Origin of the sequence: Caballeronia sp. LZ062, assembly GCF_031450785.1 — a bacterium.
Classification (GTDB): domain Bacteria; phylum Pseudomonadota; class Gammaproteobacteria; order Burkholderiales; family Burkholderiaceae; genus Caballeronia.
This window is the reverse complement of sequence record NZ_JARTWB010000002.1, coordinates 547,032-566,151: the sequence shown is the minus strand read 5'-3', so window position 1 is coordinate 566,151 and position 19,120 is coordinate 547,032. Positions and strand designations below refer to the sequence as shown.

The 19,120-nt window shown below is 64.9% G+C and carries 21 protein-coding genes; 13 read left to right on the top strand and 8 right to left on the bottom strand.

Features of this window, described 5'->3' with window-relative positions; translation table 11 throughout:
* Positions 1-60: 60 nt before the first annotated feature.
* From P9239_RS08660 to P9239_RS08635, 6 genes are all read left to right on the top strand, one after another.
* Positions 61-831, top strand: a complete 771-nt coding sequence (locus tag P9239_RS08660; protein WP_309750075.1) for a FadR/GntR family transcriptional regulator — start codon at positions 61-63, stop codon at positions 829-831.
* Positions 832-1,099: 268 nt separating this feature from the next.
* Positions 1,100-1,585 (top strand): CreA family protein, encoded by a 486-nt coding sequence (locus P9239_RS08655; protein ID WP_404980057.1) that lies wholly within the window; start codon positions 1,100-1,102, stop codon positions 1,583-1,585.
* A 154-nt stretch (positions 1,586-1,739) separates the two neighbouring features.
* Positions 1,740-2,576: an AraC family transcriptional regulator gene (locus tag P9239_RS08650; RefSeq protein WP_309750073.1), complete on the top strand. Its 837-nt coding sequence runs from the start codon at positions 1,740-1,742 to the stop codon at positions 2,574-2,576.
* A 141-nt stretch (positions 2,577-2,717) separates the two neighbouring features.
* The gene (locus P9239_RS08645; protein ID WP_309753945.1) at positions 2,718-3,395 is read left to right on the top strand and encodes an AzlC family ABC transporter permease; all 678 of its coding nucleotides are present in this window, start codon (positions 2,718-2,720) and stop codon (positions 3,393-3,395) included.
* A complete protein-coding gene (locus P9239_RS08640; protein WP_309750072.1) occupies positions 3,392-3,715 on the top strand; it encodes an AzlD domain-containing protein in 324 nt (107 codons plus the stop codon). The genes P9239_RS08645 and P9239_RS08640 overlap by 4 nt, the downstream gene beginning before the upstream one ends.
* A gap of 141 nt (positions 3,716-3,856) precedes the next feature.
* Complete coding sequence (locus tag P9239_RS08635; protein WP_309750071.1) at positions 3,857-4,621, top strand: DUF4088 family protein; 765 nt, start codon at positions 3,857-3,859, stop codon at positions 4,619-4,621.
* Between the two features lie 12 nt (positions 4,622-4,633).
* On the opposite strand, the gene P9239_RS08630 is transcribed toward P9239_RS08635, so the two are convergent.
* From P9239_RS08630 to P9239_RS08620, 3 genes are all read right to left on the bottom strand, one after another.
* Positions 4,634-6,802: an ATP-dependent helicase gene (locus tag P9239_RS08630; RefSeq protein ID WP_404980060.1), complete on the bottom strand. Its 2,169-nt coding sequence runs from the start codon at positions 6,800-6,802 to the stop codon at positions 4,634-4,636.
* A 90-nt stretch (positions 6,803-6,892) separates the two neighbouring features.
* The gene (locus tag P9239_RS08625; protein WP_309750069.1) at positions 6,893-7,153 is read right to left on the bottom strand and encodes a hypothetical protein; all 261 of its coding nucleotides are present in this window, start codon (positions 7,151-7,153) and stop codon (positions 6,893-6,895) included.
* A gap of 82 nt (positions 7,154-7,235) precedes the next feature.
* On the bottom strand, positions 7,236-7,637 hold the full coding sequence (locus P9239_RS08620; protein WP_309750068.1) for a hypothetical protein: 402 nt from the start codon (positions 7,635-7,637) through the stop codon (positions 7,236-7,238).
* 293 nt (positions 7,638-7,930) lie between these two features.
* On the opposite strand from P9239_RS08620, the gene P9239_RS08615 reads away from it, so the two are divergent.
* The 4 genes from P9239_RS08615 to fumC all read left to right on the top strand — a co-directional run bounded on the left by P9239_RS08615 (position 7,931) and on the right by fumC (position 13,211).
* The gene (locus P9239_RS08615) at positions 7,931-8,152 is read left to right on the top strand and encodes an RNA-binding S4 domain-containing protein (RefSeq protein ID WP_309750067.1); all 222 of its coding nucleotides are present in this window, start codon (positions 7,931-7,933) and stop codon (positions 8,150-8,152) included.
* 161 nt (positions 8,153-8,313) lie between these two features.
* Positions 8,314-9,753 (top strand): MATE family efflux transporter, encoded by a 1,440-nt coding sequence (locus P9239_RS08610; RefSeq protein ID WP_309750066.1) that lies wholly within the window; start codon positions 8,314-8,316, stop codon positions 9,751-9,753.
* Positions 9,754-10,197: 444 nt separating this feature from the next.
* Entirely contained in the window at positions 10,198-11,781 is a 1,584-nt protein-coding gene (locus tag P9239_RS08605; protein ID WP_309750065.1) for a phospholipase D family protein, read from the top strand.
* A 23-nt stretch (positions 11,782-11,804) separates the two neighbouring features.
* Positions 11,805-13,211, top strand: coding sequence for a class II fumarate hydratase (gene fumC, locus P9239_RS08600; protein WP_309750064.1), 1,407 nt, complete (start codon positions 11,805-11,807; stop codon positions 13,209-13,211).
* A gap of 193 nt (positions 13,212-13,404) precedes the next feature.
* Here fumC and P9239_RS08595 read toward each other — a convergent pair whose 3' ends face one another.
* Positions 13,405-13,929 carry an acyl-CoA thioesterase gene (locus P9239_RS08595; protein WP_309750063.1) on the bottom strand — a complete coding sequence of 175 codons (525 nt, stop codon included), beginning with the start codon at positions 13,927-13,929 and terminating at the stop codon, positions 13,405-13,407.
* A gap of 55 nt (positions 13,930-13,984) precedes the next feature.
* On the bottom strand, positions 13,985-14,128 hold the full coding sequence (locus P9239_RS08590; RefSeq protein WP_309750062.1) for a hypothetical protein: 144 nt from the start codon (positions 14,126-14,128) through the stop codon (positions 13,985-13,987).
* Between the two features lie 129 nt (positions 14,129-14,257).
* On the opposite strand from P9239_RS08590, the gene P9239_RS08585 reads away from it, so the two are divergent.
* Entirely contained in the window at positions 14,258-15,067 is an 810-nt protein-coding gene (locus P9239_RS08585; RefSeq protein ID WP_309750061.1) for a helix-turn-helix transcriptional regulator, read from the top strand.
* Positions 15,068-15,116: 49 nt separating this feature from the next.
* On the opposite strand, the gene P9239_RS08580 is transcribed toward P9239_RS08585, so the two are convergent.
* The 3 genes from P9239_RS08580 to P9239_RS08570 form a co-directional block, all read right to left on the bottom strand.
* Positions 15,117-16,088, bottom strand: a complete 972-nt coding sequence (locus tag P9239_RS08580; protein ID WP_309750060.1) for a thymidylate synthase — start codon at positions 16,086-16,088, stop codon at positions 15,117-15,119.
* A 149-nt stretch (positions 16,089-16,237) separates the two neighbouring features.
* Positions 16,238-17,617, bottom strand: a complete 1,380-nt coding sequence (locus tag P9239_RS08575; RefSeq protein ID WP_159836703.1) for a sigma-54 dependent transcriptional regulator — start codon at positions 17,615-17,617, stop codon at positions 16,238-16,240.
* A gap of 297 nt (positions 17,618-17,914) precedes the next feature.
* The gene (locus tag P9239_RS08570; protein ID WP_309750059.1) at positions 17,915-18,094 is read right to left on the bottom strand and encodes a hypothetical protein; all 180 of its coding nucleotides are present in this window, start codon (positions 18,092-18,094) and stop codon (positions 17,915-17,917) included.
* A 122-nt stretch (positions 18,095-18,216) separates the two neighbouring features.
* Between P9239_RS08570 and P9239_RS08565 the strand changes: the two genes are divergently transcribed.
* A complete protein-coding gene (locus P9239_RS08565; protein WP_309750058.1) occupies positions 18,217-18,459 on the top strand; it encodes a hypothetical protein in 243 nt (80 codons plus the stop codon).
* 118 nt (positions 18,460-18,577) lie between these two features.
* Positions 18,578-19,075 carry a dihydrofolate reductase gene (locus P9239_RS08560; protein ID WP_309750057.1) on the top strand — a complete coding sequence of 166 codons (498 nt, stop codon included), beginning with the start codon at positions 18,578-18,580 and terminating at the stop codon, positions 19,073-19,075.
* Positions 19,076-19,120 lie beyond the last annotated feature (45 nt).

The window sequence follows — 19,120 nt, the reverse complement described above, 5'->3', positions numbered from 1 at the left end:
TGCGGCGCTTTCGTGTCAAACTAGGGTAATCCAAAGCCTCGCACAGCGTCGCACCGAACGATGACCTTCCAGCCCGTCCACTCTCACGCCTACGCCCGCGTGCGCCTCTCCGATGTCGTGTCCGGCCAGATTCGCCAGCTCATTTCGAACGGCACGCTGCTGCCCGGCCAGCGCCTGCCCGCCGAGCGCGATCTCGCGGAGCAGTTGAACGTGTCGCGGCCGTCCTTGCGCGAGGCGCTCATTCGTCTCGAATCGGACGGATTCATCCGCGCGGCGGGGCGCGGCGGTTTCGTCGTGTCGGATGTCACAGCGCCGCTCGTCTCGCATCCGCTTGCTGCGCTGCTCGAACAACAGCCCGACGCGAGCGCCGACGTGCTCGAACTGCGTCACGGCCTGGAAACGCTCGCCACGGCCTACGCCGCCGAGCGCGCCACCGATGCCGATCTGGCGCGCATCGCCGCCGCCTTCGATGCGCTGCAGGCCGCGGTCGAGCAGAGAAGCACGCGCATCGCGGAGAAAGACGCGGCGTTCCATCTCGCCATTGCAGACGCGACGCACAACATCGCGCTGACGCACGTGATGCACGGACTGAACGAAGTGATGCGCGAGTCGATGCTCACGTCGCATCGCCTCGTCGATTACGACGACGCCGTGGAAGCCGACCTGCTTGGGCAGCATCGCGCGATGCTCGATGCCATCGTGGCGCGCGATCCGGCGCGGGCGCGCGACTGCGCGGGCGCTCATCTGGACTACGTGCGCGCGCTTTATCGCGACCGGCCGGCAAAGAAAATGCGCGACGCCGTATCCCATGATGGCATGACGAATCCGTAACGCCGCCGTAAGACCCGATAGGACAACGCCTACACGCATTTCGGACACACACTGCTAACGCGAGCTTTCGCGCTCCGCGATACTGGAATCGTCGAAAACAAATGCGAAAGGAGGACGACATGCCTTACCTGCTCGGATGGCTGCTCGGTGTGCCGGTCGTGGTGCTGGTGATCCTTTATCTGATTTTCCATTGATGCGGGAACCGCACGCAGCGGAAGCAACGAAGGGCGTCGCTACAATACGACGCCCTTTTCTTTTTCCCCGTGAGATGCCGATGAAACGCGCCGCACCGTTTGCTTTGACCGCATCGCTCCTGCTTCTCTTCGGCGCAAGGCTCGCGCACGCCGAGGAAATCGCGAGCGTCAACACCAACTTCCGCTTGACCGGCTCGGACCGCGTGAGCGTCGAAGCCTACGACGACCCGCTCGTCTCGGGCGTGACGTGCTACGTGTCGCGGGCGCGCACGGGCGGCGTCAAGGGCACGCTCGGCATCGCTGAAGACCCGACCGAGGCTTCCATCGCATGCCGTCAGGTCGCGCCGATCAAGATCGCACAGCCGCTCAAACAGAAGACCGACGTGTTCACGGATCGGATGTCGTTCATCTTCAAGACGCTGCATGTGGTGCGTATCGTCGATACGAAGCGCAACACGCTCGTGTATCTGACGTACAGCGACCGCGTCACGAGCGGCAGCGGGAAGAACAGTGTCACGGCAGTGCCGGTGCCCGAAGGCACGACGATTCCGGTCAAGTGAGCGAGCCGCGTCGTCGCGGCCCGCACAAGTGCAGTGAGCACGATGGCCGAGGCGACGCCATCCGGCAGCATCCGCGGAATGCACTCGCCGCGCTTTGCGCCGCACGATGAAGCGGTAGACTGAGAGATTAGCCCTCAAGCCCGCGCATCTACCGATGACCGCACCACGCTTTCGCAACGCCGCGCGGTACTGGCGCTCGCCGCTCGTGCCGGACGCGGACATGGTCACGGCCGAGTACTACGACCACGCGTTCACGCCGCACTGGCACGACGCGTACACGGTGCCTGTCATCGAAGCGGGCGCGGAGTGCTACGACTATCGCGGCGCGCATCATGTGGCGGAAGCGGGATCGGTGCCGGTCATCAATCCCGGAGAGGTGCATACGGGCGCACGGGCCGTCGATTCGGGATGGCGTTATCGCGTGTTCTATCTGCCGGTGCCGTTCGTCGAAGGGCTGGCGTGCGAATTGTCGCCGCACGCCCCGTCGCCTTGGTTCGCAGCCGACATCATCCGCGATGACGACCTCGCCCGCCGGCTCTTGCGCGCGCATCGGGCGCTGGAAAGCCTGACGAGCGATGCCGCGCGCGCCGATCCGCTCGCCGCCGAAACGGCGCTCGTCGATGCCGTCATGACGCTGCTCGCAAGGCATGCGCGGGAACGCCCGTCGTGCGCGCCGCCCGCCGCCGATGCCGTCCGCGTCGCCACGATGAAATCCCGCCTCGCCGACGATCTGCTCGAACCCGTCACGCTCGCCGAACTGGCGCGCACGGTCGGCCTCTCGACCTTTCACGCGGCGCGGCTTTTCACGCGGGAAACCGGTCTCGCGCCGCATGCGTGGCGTAATCAGTTGCGGATTGCGCGGGCGCTGCCTGCGTTGCGCGCGGGGGCGTCCGTCGCGCATGTCGCGGCGGCCAGCGGGTTCACCGATCAGAGCCACTTCACGCGGCATTTCAAGCGGGCGTTCGGGGTCGCGCCGGGGCGCTGGCGGTGATCGGCGGGGCGCCACCGCAAGAACGTACAAGCCTTCGCACGCACGCCGTCTTATCCTCCACGCATCAGGAGGACGATCTTGAACGCACCATCCGGCAACGCCTGGCGGGAACTCGCCGCCGGCGCACGCGACACCATTCCGATGATGATCGGCGCCGCGCCCTTCGGCGTGATCTTCGGCACGCTCGTCACGGCCAGTCCGCTCGCGCTCTGGCACGGCCAGCTGATGTCGCTCGTGGTCTTCGCCGGCTCGGCGCAGTTCATTGCGGTCGGCATGATCGCGGGACACGCGAGCTTTGCCGTCATCTGGGCGACGACCTTCGTCGTCAATCTGCGCCATGTGCTCTATTCGGCGACGCTCGCGCCCTACGTCGCGCATCTGCCCGCGCGCTGGCGCTGGGCGCTGGCGGGGCTTCTGACCGACGAAGTGTTCGCCGTCGCCTACACGCACTATCGGGCGCGCGCGCCGGGCGAGACGGGACCGCACTACTTCCTCGGTTCCGGCCTCGCGATGTATGTCAACTGGCAAGCATGGACGCTCATCGGGCTTTTCTTCGGCGCCGCGTTTCCGGGCCTGAAATCGCTCGGCCTCGATTTCGCGATGGTCGCCACATTCATCGCGATCATCGTGCCGCAACTCGTGGCGCTGCGCTTCGTCGCGGCGGCGCTGGCCTCGGGTGTGCTGTCGTTCGCGTGGCAAGGCTGGCCGTATAAGCTCGGGCTGCTCGCGGCGGTGCTCGCGGGCGTCGGCGTCGGCTTGCTGTTGACGGTCATCGAACCCAAACCGCGCATGAAAGACGCGAAGGAGCGCGCGCAATGAACTACGTGGTCCTGATCGTCGGCATGGCGCTCGTCACCTACCTGATTCGGGCGGCCGTGTTCGTGCTCGGCGAACGGCTGTCGTTCGCACCCGTCGTGCGCACGGCGCTCGGCTTCGTGCCGGTGACGGTGCTCACCGCCATCATCGTGCCGATGACCGTTTCGCCGCACGGCAACGGCGCCGAACTGACGTGGCGCAATCCGCAACTCGTCGCGGCGGCGGTCGCCATCGTCGTATGCGCGCTCACGCGCCGCGCGCTGCTGACGATCGCCGTGTCGCTCGGCGTGTTCTTCGTCTGGCAGCTCGTCGTGCTGCGCTAAACGCCAAACCGAGGCGCCTTTCAAGAGCCCTCAAGTTTCCGGCCGGCCCGCCGTTATCTGAAACGAATGGACTCCGCCCGCGCGGCGGGCCGACAGCACTTCCCGCCCTCGGGCCAGCCGAGCGCGGAACCGGAAACCGACATGCGTCAAATCACCCTTTCGTTGCGCGACGAGACCATCGCGTCGCTGAATCGCGACTTCGAGGCGTTCCTGCGTCTGTCGCTCAAGCTCGACCCGCAGTTCATCACGCCGTCGTTCGAGGACTATCTGCGCGCGAAGCTGCTCGACAACGACACGCCCCTCACCGAGCAGGCCGTGCAGCGCATGCTCACGCACGGCCAGTATGCGTGGGCCAAGCGCGCGCTCGACAAGGAGTTCCCGGACGTCGTCGAAATTCTGATCCGGCAGGCGGCCGAGCACGGTTTCGCGTTCGCGATCCGCTCGGACTGGAGCGCCGAAGATCTGGTGAAGGCTTCGCGCGAGTGGGCGACGGCCATCGTCACGGAAGCCAACGGCGATGCATCGCAGGTAGACGTGCTCGCCTCGCAGATCAAGTCCGCGGCGATGGATATCCGCGAAGTCGAACAGAAAATGCAGACGCCCGCCTGGCGTGTTGCCGATTCACTGCGCCAGCGCGTATTCGAAGCAAAGATCGCAGTCGAAACGAACGTCGGCTCGGCTGCGCGCGAAAAGCTCGGCGAACTGCGGGCGCTGCTGCGGCTCGGCATCTTCTACGGATCGATTCAGAAGCAGGAAGCACAGCAACTGCTCGAATATCTGCGCTCGCTGCGGCCGGAGCTTTTCATCGACGAACCGTACGACGGCTTCACGCGCTTTGCGGCGTGGCTGCGCAGCATCTTCGGCAGCGCGCCGCGCACACCGCGCGCTTCGCGCGCCTCGCGCTGAAGCGCCGCCACCCTACTCCCACATTCCCTTCAGACGCGCGGCGATATCGATCTTCGCTTTCGCCGCCGCAGCAAGCCCCGCAGCGGTCGGCGGTGCGGCGACCGGCACCGGCGGCCACGCGCCTGCCTCGAAGTGCTGCATCAGATGCGGCGGAATGAACCGTGTGCGCTGCGCCCACACGTGGCGGTCGCCGAGATTCGTCTGGTTGTGCACATAAAACCGCTGCGGCGTGACGATGTGCAGGTCTTCCTTCGCGCGCGTCATCGCCACATACAGCAGGCGGCGCTCTTCGTCGATTTCCTCGTCGCTGCCCGTGCCCATGTCGGACGGAATGCAGCCGTCCACGCCGTTCAGCACGAACACGTTGCGCCACTCCTGCCCCTTCGCCGAGTGGATGGTCGAAAGAATCAGATAATCCTCGTCGATGAGCGGCACGCCCGATTCGTCGCTCGTCGCGTCGGGCGGGTCCAGCGTGAGTTCGGTCAGGAAACGCTCGCGCGTCGGGTACGTCGACGCGATGCTTTCCATCTGCAACACATCGCCGATGCGGATTGCCGCGTCTTCGTGATTGCGCTCGAGGTGCGGCTCGTACCAGCGGCGGATCATCTCGAATTCGGCGGGCCACGGCGATTCGCGGCCGCACAGCTTGCCCATGAGCGCGACGAAGCGCGGCCAGTCTTCGCTCGCGCGCGCGGGTGCGCCGAACGCCGCGAGCGCATTCGGCGCGCGTTCGGCCTGCGCGACGCTATCGAGCAAACGCCCGGCAATCGCCGGCCCGATGCCCGGCAGCAGTTGCGCGACGCGAAAGCCCGCGACGCGATCGCGCGGATTTTCGGCCCAGCGCAGCACCGCGAGCACGTCCTTGACGTGCACGGAATCGAGGAACTTGAGGCCGCCGAACTTCACGAACGGGATGTTGCGCCGCGTGAGTTCGATTTCGAGCGTCGCGCTGTGATGCGCCGCGCGAAAGAGCACTGCTTGCGACTTGAGCTTCATGCCGCCCTCGCGCGCCTCCAGCACTTTCTCGACAACATAACGTGCCTGGTCCGCCTCATCCGCGACGGACACGACGCGCGGCTTCTGCGCCGATGCCTTGTCGGTCCACAGATCCTTCGTGTAACGCTCGGCGGCGAGCCCGATCACCGCGTTCGACGCTTCCAGGATCGGCTGCGTCGAACGATAGTTGCGGTCGAGCGTGACGGTCGCGGCGGGCGGATCGAAATGCTGCGGAAAGTCGAGGATATTGCGCACCGTCGCGCCGCGAAACGAATAGATGGACTGCGCGTCGTCGCCGACGACGGTGAGGCCGCGCCCGTCCGGTTTCATCGCAAGCAGGATGGTGGCTTGCAGGCGGTTCGTGTCCTGATATTCGTCCACGAGCACGTGGTCGAAGCGGCTCGACAAGTCGGCCGCGATGCTCGGCTCGGCGGCGAGGTGCGACCAATAGAGCAACAGGTCGTCGTAATCCAGGACGCTTTGCGCCTGCTTCGCGCTCACGTAGGCGGCGAAAAGGCGTTTGAGATCCGCTTCCCACTCGCGGCACCACGGGTACGACTGGTCGAGCACGGTTGCGAGCGACGCGCCCGTGTTCACCACGCGCGAGTAGATGGCAAAGCACGTGGACTTGGCCGGGAACCGCTTCTCTTTGGCCGAGAGCCCGAGTTCGTGCCGCACGAGATTCATCAGGTCGGCGGAGTCTTCGCGGTCGTTGATGGTGAACGACGGCGCGAGGCCGACGAGATCGGCGTAATCGCGCAAGAGCCGCGCGCCGATGCCGTGAAACGTGCCGGACCACGTGAGCCCCTGCGCGATGGCGCTCTTGTTGCCGAGCGCGTTCGTCGCGATGCGCGTCACGCGACGCGTCATTTCGAGCGCCGCGCGGCGCGAAAACGTCAGCAGCAGAATGCGATGCGGATCGGCGCCCTTCACCAGCAGATGCGCGACGCGGTGCGCGAGCGTGTTCGTCTTGCCGGACCCTGCGCCTGCGATCACGAGCAATGGACCGGCGCAGCGCCCCGGCGCGTCGACGCCGAATTCGACCGCCCGGCGCTGCGCATCGTTGAGCTTGGCAAGATAAGCGGCGACTTGCTCCGAGGAGGCGTCGGCGGTGGCGGTGTCGTCCGGAAGGGTCAGCACAGAGAAAAGCGGGCGTCGAAGAAGTGACGCATACTGTATATCCATACAACCCGCGCACGCAAGTCTTTGCCGCGGCACGTCTTTCGGTCGACGGCCGCGGCTTACCAGGACGCGCCTGATCGACCTTAATCGACCTCAATCGGCCTTCTTCGCGTCCTTCAGATTGGCCTTGGCCGCCGCTTCGTTCGCTTCCGATTGCGACTCGGTCTTCTTCTTGTCCGCCTTCGCCTGCGCGACGGCGGCGTCCTTGTCGGCTTCGGCCTGCTTCTTCGCGGCCTTTTTGTCGGCGTGGGTCGGCGCGTCGCTCGTCGTCTGCGCGAAAGCCGATGCCGCGCTCACGCTCGTCAGTGCGCCCGCGATGAGCGCAGCCAGCAGTGCATGGGTGCGTCGATTCATGGCGTCCTCCGTGGGTCTTGTTGTGGTCGTTGTGCTTGCACCGCGAAGCCGGTCAAATCAAGGCTTCGCGGCGTTCACGCGATTATTGCTGCTCGCCTTCATCCTTCGGCGTGCGGTCGGTCGCGGCGTTCAGGTCGTCTTTCGCGGCGGCCTTGTCGGCCTTGCGATTGATCTTCGCGTTGCGGACCTGCTCCTTGTACTGCTGCTTGGCCTGCTTGTCGGCAGCCTTCATCTCGGCCTTCGACGCCTTCTTGGACGCGCGATATTCGGCGTTCGCCTGGGCGTCGGCATTGCGCTTTTGAACCAGCGGATCGGGCGATGCCGGGGCGACCACGTTCTGCGGCGGCGGCGACACTTGCTGCTGCGCCTGCATCGGGGCCTGGCCGGGAGCCGAGTCCGTCGGCTGGGCGGTTTGCGCCTGTGCGCCGGTGGCGGCCAGCGTGGCGAAAGCTGCACCGATCATCAGAATTCGAGCCTTAGTCATGAGCTTGTCCTCTCTGGGTGTGTCGGCCAGACGCGTTTCAGGAAAACCTGAGCGCGGTGACGCGACTTGTCGTTTAGAAGATGACCGAAGCTGCATCGATCAAACGTACAGACCAGCCGGACGACGCGCGAGTTTCGCGAAACCAGTCATTGTTACCGACGGTTTCACTTCGCTACATCTTGTTCGTCCGACGAATCGACGGTCGATTTCGATAGAGCACGGCACGTGCCCGTAGGTCGCGGGGGCGCTGGTTTATCATGGTGGTCTTTGCGCCGCTCAAACGCCCGTCCGCCATGCCGCAGCTTCAATTCACCCTCACGGGTGACTACGTCGAACTCCACAATCTGCTCAAGCTGATGGGCCTCGCCGACAGCGGCGGCTCCGCGAAGGCGCGCGTCGCGATGGGCGACGTGACCGTCGACGGCCAAGTGGAACTGCGCAAGACGTGCAAGATCCGCGCAGGTCAGGTCGTGATGCTCGACGGCCAGAAGATTCGCGTCCGCGCGCCCGGCTGATTCCTTTGCGCTCATGCGCCCGCCGATTGCGAAAAGCCAGCCATAACAAGGTGCGTCATCGACATGCCGCGCGCGAGGCAATAAGCTAGGCGTCTTTCGTTCCGGTTTCAGCGCGGGCCTACCTGCGAGTTTGCGCGCCCGTTCCGCTCATTTCCTCGATCATGCAATCGCACACCAGCCGCGCGACACGCGCGCATAGGCGACACCCCAGCCTGTCTCGCCACGCCGTCGATACCGCGCGCCTCGCCGCGCCGCTTGCCATCGCGCAACTGTCGCAAATGGCGATGGGCGTCACCGATACGATCCTGCTCGGCTCGCTAGGCCCCGACGCGCTCGCGGCGGGCGGTCTGGGCGCCAACATGTTCTTCGTCGTGGTAACGCTGCTGCAAGGCGTGCTCACGTCGGTGAGCGTGGCCGTGGCGCATGCGCGCGGCGCGGACGCCGAAGAGCGCGTGCCGGGCATCTACTGGACGGGGCTCGTGCTGTCCGTATTGCTTGCCGTGCCCGCGTTCGTGCTGCTGTCCTGCGCCGAGCCGATCCTGCTCGCGTTCCACGAACCCGCGACGCTCGCGCACAACGTCGGCGAGTACTGCGCGGTTTTGCGCTGGAGCACGCCGGGCAGCCTGATCGGCATCGGCATGATGCGCGCGTTCTTGCCGGCCATCGGCGCGGCGAAGCGCCTGCTGTGGGTGTCCATCGGCGGCGTGTTCGTCAACGGCTTTCTGAACTACGGGCTGATCCACGGCGCATACGGCCTGCCGCGAGAAGGCTTTCTCGGTTCCGCTGCGGCGACCGCGATCACCGTCTGGCTGACCGCTTTGTCGCTCGTCGCGCTGCTGCATCTGCGTCCGCGCTACCGGCATTTCGTCGCCGCGGCGCGGCCGCATCTGCCGCTCATGGGCGAACTCTTCGGCATCGGCTGGCCGGTCGCGATCACGTATGGCGTCGAATCGACGCTCTTTCTCGCCACCGGCATGATGGTCGGTCTGCTCGGCGAAGCGCCGCTCGCCGCGCATCAGATCGCGCTCAACGTGGCGTCGGCGGCCTTCATGGTGCCGCTCGCCATCGGACAGGCGGCGAACGTGCGCGTCGGCTACTGGGCCGGCGCGGGCGTGCCGGTCGCCGCGCGCCACGCGGGCTTCGTCGCGCTGGCGCTCGGCGTGGGCTTCATGATGTGCTCGGGGCTCGTGTTGATTATCGTGCCGCGCGCGATCGTCGGGCTGTATCTGCATCTCGACGATCCCGCGAACGCGCGAACCGTCGCGCTTGCCGCATCGCTTCTGAGCGTTGCGGCGGTGTTCCAGATCGTCGACGGTATGCAGACGGTCGGCTCAGGCTGTCTGCGCGGACTGAAAGACACGCGTGTGCCGATGCTTGCCGCCGCGTTCGGCTACTGGGGCGTCGGCTTTCCTACCGGTTATGTGCTCGCATTTCACTTCGAGCTGGGTGCCAAAGGATTGTGGTGGGGGCTCGCGGCGGGACTGGCGAGCGTCGCCGTGCTGATGACGCTGCGCTTTCATCGCATCAGCAAGCGGATGGTGGAAACGGGCGTCGCGCGTGCAGCCGCGAGCGTCGATGGCGCGCCGAAAAGCGTCGCCTGAGCGGTTCACCTGCCACGGCATATGCAAAGCAAGATTGCTTGGTTGGTCCGTGGAGCACGCCTTGTTAGGATGAACCCGTCTCCTCCTTGAGACTTTTTCCAGTAACAGGGGTTATAGCCCGCTCTGCCGAGCGGGCTTTTTTTCGGCCTTCGATTCCCGCGCATCGTGCGGTCGCTCGCCTGGCCAGCACGTCAATTCCCCTAAAATATTTTCGAGACGTCGCGTCGGCGAGAACACTTCTTGCTGCGCGCCGAAGCTGCTGTTGCTGTGAACGGTCGCACCGAAGCAGCCGAATCGAACAAACAAAAAAGAGGAAGCGAAGTGTCGGAAAACCGGGGAATTCGCCAAGCCGAATGGGGAGTCGCGCGCGCTTCAGGCGCGACCAAGACAACGAGGTGGCCGAGCTGCAAACACCGCACGCACCGCATCGCGGTCGCGGCGGTCATGGCGATGATCGCCGCAGTCTGCGCCGGTTGCGCGACGCGCCCGCCCGCCACCGCGTTCGATCGCCCGGTGACGCACGCGCTCTCTGCGACCGAGCCGACGCCGTTACAAACGGCGCTTGCGCCGCTCGAAAAGCAGCATCCGGGCGAATCCGCCGTGCGCCTTCTGCCGACCGGGTCGGACGCGCTTCAGGCGCGCGTCGCGCTGGCGCGCGCCGCGACGAAGACGCTCGACATGCAGTACTACATCGCCGAAGAGGACAACACCGGCAAGCTATTGCTCGGCGCCGCGCTCTACGCGGCGGATCGCGGCGTGCGCGTGCGCATGCTGGTGGACGATCTGAACTTCAAGGACATCGACCGCATCATGGCGGCGCTGAACTCGCACGACAACATCGAGATTCGCGTTTTCAATCCTTACGGCAGCGCGCAGCGCAGCTTCGCCGAACGCACGCAGAACTTCTTCACGAAGCTGAACCACTTCACGCGCCGCATGCATAACAAGGCGATGATCGCGGACAACCAGATTGCGATTGTCGGCGGCCGAAATCTCGGCGACGAATACTTCAACGCGAGCCCGACGCTGCAATTTCGCGATCTTGACATGTTCACCGCCGGCCCGGTCGTGCACAAAGTCTCCGCGAGCTTCGACGACTACTGGAACAGCACGCTCTCGTACCCGCTGCGCGTGTTGAACAAACAAAAGTTCGATCCAGCCGATCTCGACAAGACGCGCGAAGACCTGCGCAAGCACTGGCGCGAAGAAGCCGATCCGCTCAACGCCAAGCCGCTCAACGCGACGCCGCTCGCCCAGCAGATCTCGCGCGACGAGATGGGCCTCGTCTGGGCGCGGGCGGAGTTCGAAGCAGATTCGCCGTCGAAAATTGAACATCCGAGCGACGACTACAAGAGCCCGCCGATGACGCGGCTCGCCGAGCTGATGAAAAACGCGCAGAGCGAATTCCTGATCCTCTCGCCGTATTTCGTGCCACACGACGTAGGCGTGAAGGCGCTCGCCGACGTCACGCGCCGCCACGTGCGGGTCGCGGTGCTGACGAACTCGCTCGCCGCCACGGATGCCGTCGCGGTCCAGGCGGGTTACGCGCCGTATCGCATTCCGCTTTTGCGCAACGGCGTGGAGCTGTACGAATTCAAGCCGCTTCAGCCCGAAGGCGAAAGCCGCCCGCCGCCCGGTCTCTTCGGCTCTTCGTCGCGCGCGAGTCTGCATGCCAAGGCGTATGTGATCGATCGGAGTATCCTCGTGATCGGCTCCATGAATCTCGATCCGCGCTCGGCGCGGCTCAACACGGAACTGGCGCTCGTGGTTCACAGCAAGCCGGTCGCGGAGCAAGTCGCCGCGCTCTTCGAGAGAGGCATCTCGCCGAAAGCGAGCTGGCGCGTGGAACTGGCGAGCGCGGCGGTGATGGCGGAACTGCGCCGCACCGGCTCGCCGCAGTCCGGTCTCGTGTGGACTAGTCAGGAAGACATCGGCACGGTGACGTATAACTTCGATCCCGAAGCCGGCATTTACCGTAACGCGATGACGGGCGTTTTCGAACTGCTGCCCGTCGACGAGCAGCTTTGACCACTTCATAGGAACTTCAGGCCATGACACAGAACGCACAGGGCGATGTACGCATGGAGAAGGACACGTTCGGCGAGATCGCCGTGCCCAATGACAAGCTCTGGGGCGCGCAGACTCAGCGGTCGTTGCAGAACTTCAAGATATCGACGGAAAAGCAGTCGCCCGAACTCATTACCGCGCTCGCGATCATCAAGCGCGCCGCCGCCGAGGTGAATCAGGACCTGAAGGTGCTCGACGGGAAGAAGGCGCAGGCGATCATGCAGGCCGCCGACGAGATCATCGACGGTAAGCATCCGGACGAATTCCCGCTCGCCGTATGGCAGACGGGTTCCGGCACGCAGACCAACATGAATCTGAACGAGGTCATCGCCAATCGCGCGAGCGAGTTGCTCGGCGGGCCGCGGGGCGAAGAGCGCCTCGTGCATCCGAACGATGACGTGAACCGCGGCCAGTCGTCCAACGACGTGTTTCCGACCGCGATGCACGTCGCCGCCGCGTATGCCATCGTCAAGCATCTGGTGCCGTCGCTCAAAACGCTGCGCGAGACGCTCGACAAGAAGGCGAAGCAGTTCGCGGATGTCGTGAAGATCGGCCGTACGCACTTGCAGGACGCGACGCCGCTCACGCTCGGCCAGGAGTTTTCCGGTTACGTCGCGCAACTCGATCAGGGCATCCGCCACGTCGAAGCGACGTTGCCGCATCTGTATCAGCTCGCGCAAGGCGGCACGGCGGTCGGCACGGGGCTGAACGCGCATCCGGAATTCGCGGTGAAGGTCGCGCAGACCATCGGCAAGCTCACCGGCCTGCCGTTCGAAACTGCGCCCAACAAGTTCGAGGTGATGGCCGCAGCGGATGCGCTCGTCGCCGCGCACGGCGCGTTGAAGACCGTCGCGGCGAGCATGATGAAGATCGCCAACGACATTCGCTGGCTCGCAAGCGGACCGCGCTGCGGCCTGGGCGAACTTTCGATTCCGGAGAACGAGCCGGGCAGTTCCATCATGCCGGGCAAGGTGAACCCGACGCAGTCCGAAGCCGTGACCATGCTGTGCTGTCAGGTGTTCGGCAACGACGTGGCGGTCAACTTCGGCGGAGCGAGCGGCAACTTCGAGCTGAACGTCTTCCGCCCGATGATCGCGCATAACGTGCTGCAATCGATCCGCCTGCTCGCGGACGGCGCGCAGAGCTTCAACGACAACTGCGCGGTGGGCATCGAGGCGAATCAGGCGCGCATCGACAGCCTGCTCAACGAATCGCTGATGCTGGTGACGGCGCTCAATCCGCACATCGGCTATGACAAGGCCGCGCAGATCGCCAAGAAGGCGCACAAGGAAGGCACCACGCTCAAGGCCGCCGCACTCGCGCTCGGGCACGTGACGGAGCAGCAGTTCGACGAATGGGTGAAGCCGCACGAGATGGTCGGCAGAAAGTAGGCGTTTGCAGCCGTTTGCAGGCGTTCCCGCCCGGCAGGCGCAAGCCGGGCGAGCGCGCCTGCTGCGTCGCGCAGGAGTCACCGCTGGACCGACGACGGCAAGGTGTGCATAGCGCGGCGGAGGTAGCGCAAAAGCGCACTCGCAAACAGAAGCGCGTCGCGCGGAACTCCAGGTCGCGCTCGCGAACGCTGCGTCAGACCTTGCCCGCCGCCACTTCTTCCGGCTTCAGCTCGACGATTGCATCGAGCGCGTCTTTCACGTCCATCGCGTATTTCGCGAGACGCTTCTCTTCTTCCGATTCCGGCACGAACGGCGGCACGGGCGTGGGCTGCCCTTTCTCATCGACGGCAACGAAGACCATCAGACAGTCCGTGGTCTGCTCCAGTTCGCCGACTTTCGGATCGCCCGCGTGCACCGACACGTGGATATGCATGCTGGTGCGGCCCGTCACGACCACGCGCGCGCGCAGTTCGACCAGATTGCCCACGAGAATCGGCCGCCTGAAGCGGATGTTGCCGACGCTCACCGTCACGGCGTACCGTCCGCTCCACATGGCGGCGCAGGCGTAGGCGGTTTCGTCGATCCACTTCATCAGCGCGCCGCCATGCACCTTGCCGCCGAAGTTCACCGAACTCGGCTCGGCAAGGAAACGGAAGGTGGTTTCGGCGCGGCCCGCGCGCAAGGCGGCGGGTGTGGCGGACGGAGTCGGCGTGGTCATGACGGTTCGCAGCTTTGAGATTAAAGCCGCGATTATAGGGCGCGAAAAAATGCCGCTAGTTGTGGACCGTAATGCCCTGATCCATGGTGCCGTACATCGTGATGCTGCCGCCTCCGCCCGCTGACGACGACGCCCCGCCCGCGCAACCGGCGCACAGGACGAGAACGGCGAGCGCGGCTACGGTGATGAGCTTGAACATGCGAATTCCTGCTGCGTGGTGATTCAAGCGACCATTCTAGCGCCGCATCGACATTTCACGCGGATGTGAAACGTCGGTTGCGCATGCGCGCTAGAGTGGTGGCATTCATCGTTGCGCGCTCTCATCGTCATGAATTCCGCTCTCGGAGACGCCCGCTCGCGGCATTTTCCCGGTCTCTCGCGCATCGGCGCGCTGCTCGCCGATCCGGGCCGCGCCGCGATGCTCTGGTCGCTGATGGACGGCACCGCGCGTCCTGCGGGCGAACTGACAATGATCGCGGGCCTGTCGCCCTCCGCGGCGAGCGCGCATCTCGCGCGTCTGACCGAGGGCGGGCTGCTCGCGCTCGAAGTCAGCGGGCGGCATCGGTACTATCGAATTGCGTCGCCGGATATCGCCGCCGCCATCGAGGCGCTTGCGAACCTGGCGCGCGCGAGCGCACCGCAAGCCGCGCCGCCGCGTCCGGCGAGCGCCGTGCCGCTCGAGATGCGCTATGCGCGCACCTGCTACGACCACCTCGCGGGAGAACTGGCCGTGCGGCTTTTCGACGGCATGATCGCGCGCCACTGGCTCGCCGCGCCGGACGCCGGTTTGGCAACGCGTGAACCGTCCGCGCTCGACACCACGCCTGACGGGACGCAGGCGTTCGCGCGGCTCGGCATCGACGTGTCGGCGCAGCGCGCGCGGCGGCGAAGGTTCGCGTGCACGTGCATCGACTGGAGCGAGCGGCGGCCGCATCTGGGCGGCGCGCTCGGCGCGGCATATCTGCAAGCGTGCGAAACGCACGGATGGATCGAACACACGGCGAAGCGTCGCGTGTTGCGCGTGACGCCCGCCGGGCAGCGGCATTTCGGATGGATCGAACACACGGCGAAGCGTCGCGTGTTGCGCGTGACGCCCGCCGGGCAGCGGCATTTCGAAGCGTTTCTTTCCAGGCGCTAAAAACGAAAACGCGCGACCGAGGCCGCGCGTTTGTCAGTTTTGCGTTCGATCAGACCGCCATCGGCGCGCTGATCGGATCGTGATGCCGGTAGCCTTCCAGCGCGAAGTCCTTCGGCTCGACCTTCTCCAGCCATTCTGGCTCGTAGCGTTTGGTGACCGCGTAGTCCGGCACGCGATCCGAAATGATCAACTGCGGCGACGGATACGGTTCGCGTTTCAGCTGCTCGTTCAGCATGTCGAGCTGATTCTCATAGATGTGCGCGTCGCCGATAAAGTAGGTGAACCAGCGCGGCTTGTAGCCCGTGAGCCGCCCGACGAGATGCAGCAGCGCCGCGCCTTCCGTGAGATTGAACGGCGTGCCGAGCCCGACGTCATTGCTGCGGATATACAGGCAAAGCGAAATCTCGCGCTTCGTCACGTTCGGGATGAACTGATACAACAGGTGACACGCGGGCAGCGCGATCTCGTCGAGCTTCGCCGGATTCCACGCGTGAAAGAGAATGCGCCGGTCCGTCGGCCGCTCGATGATGGTATCGAGACACTGGCGCAACTGGTCGATGGCCTTGTACAGCAGCACCTGCTCGCGCCCGTTTTCCACGAAACTCGTCACAAGTTCGTAGCCGCGATTGTTCGCGTCCGCGATCTGGTCGCCCGCGCCGGCGTCGATCAGCTTGTACGCCGGCCAGTTGCGCCATTGCACGCCGTAAACATCGCCGAGATCGTCCGTGCCCCGGCGATAGGGATTCTCGAGCCACTGCGGATTTTCGTTCGCGTTCGCGTCCCACACCTTGCAGCCGAGCGCGCGGAAGTCCGCCGCGCTCTTCGACGCGCGCAGAAAGCCGATCATCTCGCCGATCGCCGACTTGAACGCGAGCTTCTTCGTCGTGACGGCGGGAAAGCCTTCCTGCAAGTCGAAGCGCAACATGGCGCCGGGGATGCTGATGGTGCGGATGCCCGTGCGGTTTTCCTGCCACGTGCCGGTATCGAGGATCGTCTGGACGAGCTCGAGATACTGTTTCATTCGATGTTCCTTGAATGCGGGCACGGGCCACGCGAGAAGAGCCGGAAACCACCGATTTTACCAAGCAGACCCGCGCGCTGCTGCGCTTCGCCAAAAGAAGAACGGGCGCCTTGCGGCGCCCGTTGCGGTGAGGAAAAACGCTGCGTCGGTCAGCCGCGTGTGGCGTGTTCCGGGGGCGCATCCACCTCGATATGACGCATGCCGTGCGCGCTCAGCAGCCGATACAGCGTGACGCGCGAGATGCCGAGTTCGTGCGCCGCATCGCCGAGCCGCCCGCGATGCCGCAGCAACGCGAGTTCGATGGCCTGCCGCTCCGCCGCTTCGCGCGCCTGCGCGAGCGAGACCGGCGCCACTTCGACGTACTCGCCCAGTTCGAGATCGCGCGCGGTGATCTGCCGCCCTTCCGACATCACGATGGCGCGGCGCACGCGGTTGATGAGCTCACGCACATTGCCCGGCCAGCCATAGTTGTGAATCGCGGCGATCGCATCCGGCGAGAAACCGCGCAGGCGGCGGCTCGCGTCCTTCTTGAAGCGGTCCAGCATGTGTTTCGCGAGCAACTCGATGTCCTTGCCGCGCGCGCGCAGCGGCGGTTCGTCGATCTGCAGCACGCAAAGCCGGTGATACAGGTCCGCACGGAAGCGCCCTTCGATCATCGCGGTCTGCATGTCCACGTGCGTCGCGGAAATGATGCGCACATCCACCGGCGTCGAGCCGTGGCCGCCGAGCCGTTCGACCTTGCGCTCCTGCAAGAAGCGCAACAGGCTCGCCTGGCTCTCGAGCGGAAGATCGCCGATTTCATCGAGGAAAAGCGTGCCGCCGTTGGCCGCTTCCACGCGACCGATCTTGCGCTGGTTGGCGCCCGTGAAGGCGCCGCGTTCGTAGCCGAAAAGCTCCGATTGCAGCAGATGCGCGGGAATCGCGCCGCAGTTGATGGCCACGAACGGCTGATCGCGGCGCGCCGACCGTTCGTGGATTGCCACTGCCGTCAGTTCCTTGCCGGTGCCCGACTCGCCCGAGATGAACACCGGCGCGTCCGTCATCGCGACTTTGCGGATGGAGCGGAAGAGCGCGAGCATGGCGTCGCAGGAGCCGACCATTTCGCCTTCGGCCCGGCCTTCGCTGCGCGCGTCGTTCGACGCGGCGTCGTGCAGCGCCACCATGCCATAAGCGTGGCCGACGGAATCGACCACGCGGTCGTTCGACGTCGGCAACGTGACGTAATCGAAACAGTAGTCGCGGATGAGCCGGCGCACCGCGGCGTCTTCCAGCTGTCCGGGGACGGTTGCCGCCACCCAGCCGACGTTGGTCATGGTCAGCGACGATTCGAACGCCGCCAGTTCGTGTGATTCGAAGTGTCCCGACAAATCGAGCAGGCCGCCCATGGCGAGGTCGCTGCGCAGCGCCTTGCGCGTGTCACGCGCGCTTGCCACGATCTCGATTTGCCAGCCGCGCTCCTCGAAACGCGCGCATAGCGTTTCGCTGGGGTCCCGAGTCACATAGATCAGTTGCCGCCGAGCGACGTCCATTATTCAGATCCTTGGTTCAACGTTCGTTGAAAAGGTCGCGTAGTTCAGGCTCTCGCTTCAAGCAGAATTCTTGGCCCTCGCATGTGTGCGTACGGACTTGCAATTCGATACCTCGCCCCCTGGAACGTGCCGAGCGTAACGCCGGCAGCCTTCCGCGAAACCCTTTTGGTTTGATTCTGCGCCGCATTGAAGAGACTACTATAACCCAGAACCGCCAAAAACAAATACCTCGGAAGCGGCTTGACGCGCCGCAAAACCTTACTGGATAAGGCTCACAACCAGCTTCGCACGAATTTATTAAAAGTTTGCGTCGTGCTTTTTATACGACGAGAGCTTATACCGCTTCGGAGCGGCTTTCCGGTTTTTCTTGCTTGACGTTTCAGCGCTGAAACGTTTTCCCGCGATTTTTACCGCATCTTCCGGCTGACCGCGCTGCAAAGCTTTACCCATCAAGGAACCGATGCGAATGGCACGCATTTAGCTTTATGCGCTCATCCGAACGCAATAATGCAGTGCGATACCTTTCATACGTATCGGCCCACTGGTTTATTCCACGAAACCGCTTTCCCGGAATTAATTACCCGTTTCCCGTATCCACGATGGCTCTCGATAATTATTTACCGCGTTTCGCATTGAACGCCGCGGCACCGTCGGATGCCGACAAGGCCGACGCATTCGAGTGGTCGCCCGCAACGGGCGCGACGGCCGACAATTCAGCCGGCTCACCCGGCCGCGCCCCGGCCACAAATCCTAGCGTGACGCTGTGGGACGAAATCGCGCCGGAAGTGCCGCGCCTGTACCGGGACAGCGTGGAGGGCGGGGACGATACGTCCGAAGCCTGACGCCGCATCCATCAGGAAGCAGCAGCAGCGCCGCAGCGTGCCAGTGGGCGTGCCAGTTTGCGTCGGTTAAAATTCGTGCCCCGGCCTGGCGGCGCGTGCCGCCCCTTCCTACCTGCACATGACGACGCTGACTCTCATCGTCGCCCGCGCACGCAATGGCGTGATCGGACGCGATAACCAACTTCCCTGGCGCCTGCCCGAAGATCTCGCCTTCTTCAAACGAACGACGATGGGCGCGCCCATCATCATGGGACGCAAGACGCACGAGTCGATCGGGCGGCCGCTGCCCGGGCGGCGCAATATCGTCGTCACGCGCGACGCTACACGCCGCTTCGAAGGCTGCGACACGGTGACGAGCATCGACGAAGCCCTCGCGCTCGCAACCGCCGATGGCGCGGCGGAAGCGTTTCTGATCGGCGGGGCGCAGCTATACGGCGATGCCATCGGCCGCGCGCAGAAGCTCATCGTCACGGAGATCGACGCCGATTTCGACGGCAACACGCGTTTTCCTGCACCCGATGCGTCGCAGTGGCGCGAAGTGTCGCGCGAGCGGCATCGCGCGGCGGCGCCGAACGATTTCGAGTTCGCGTTCGTCACTTACGAGCGGCGCGCATAACAAAGACCAAGGCCCCGGACGACTGCGCGTCGTCCGGGGCCTTTC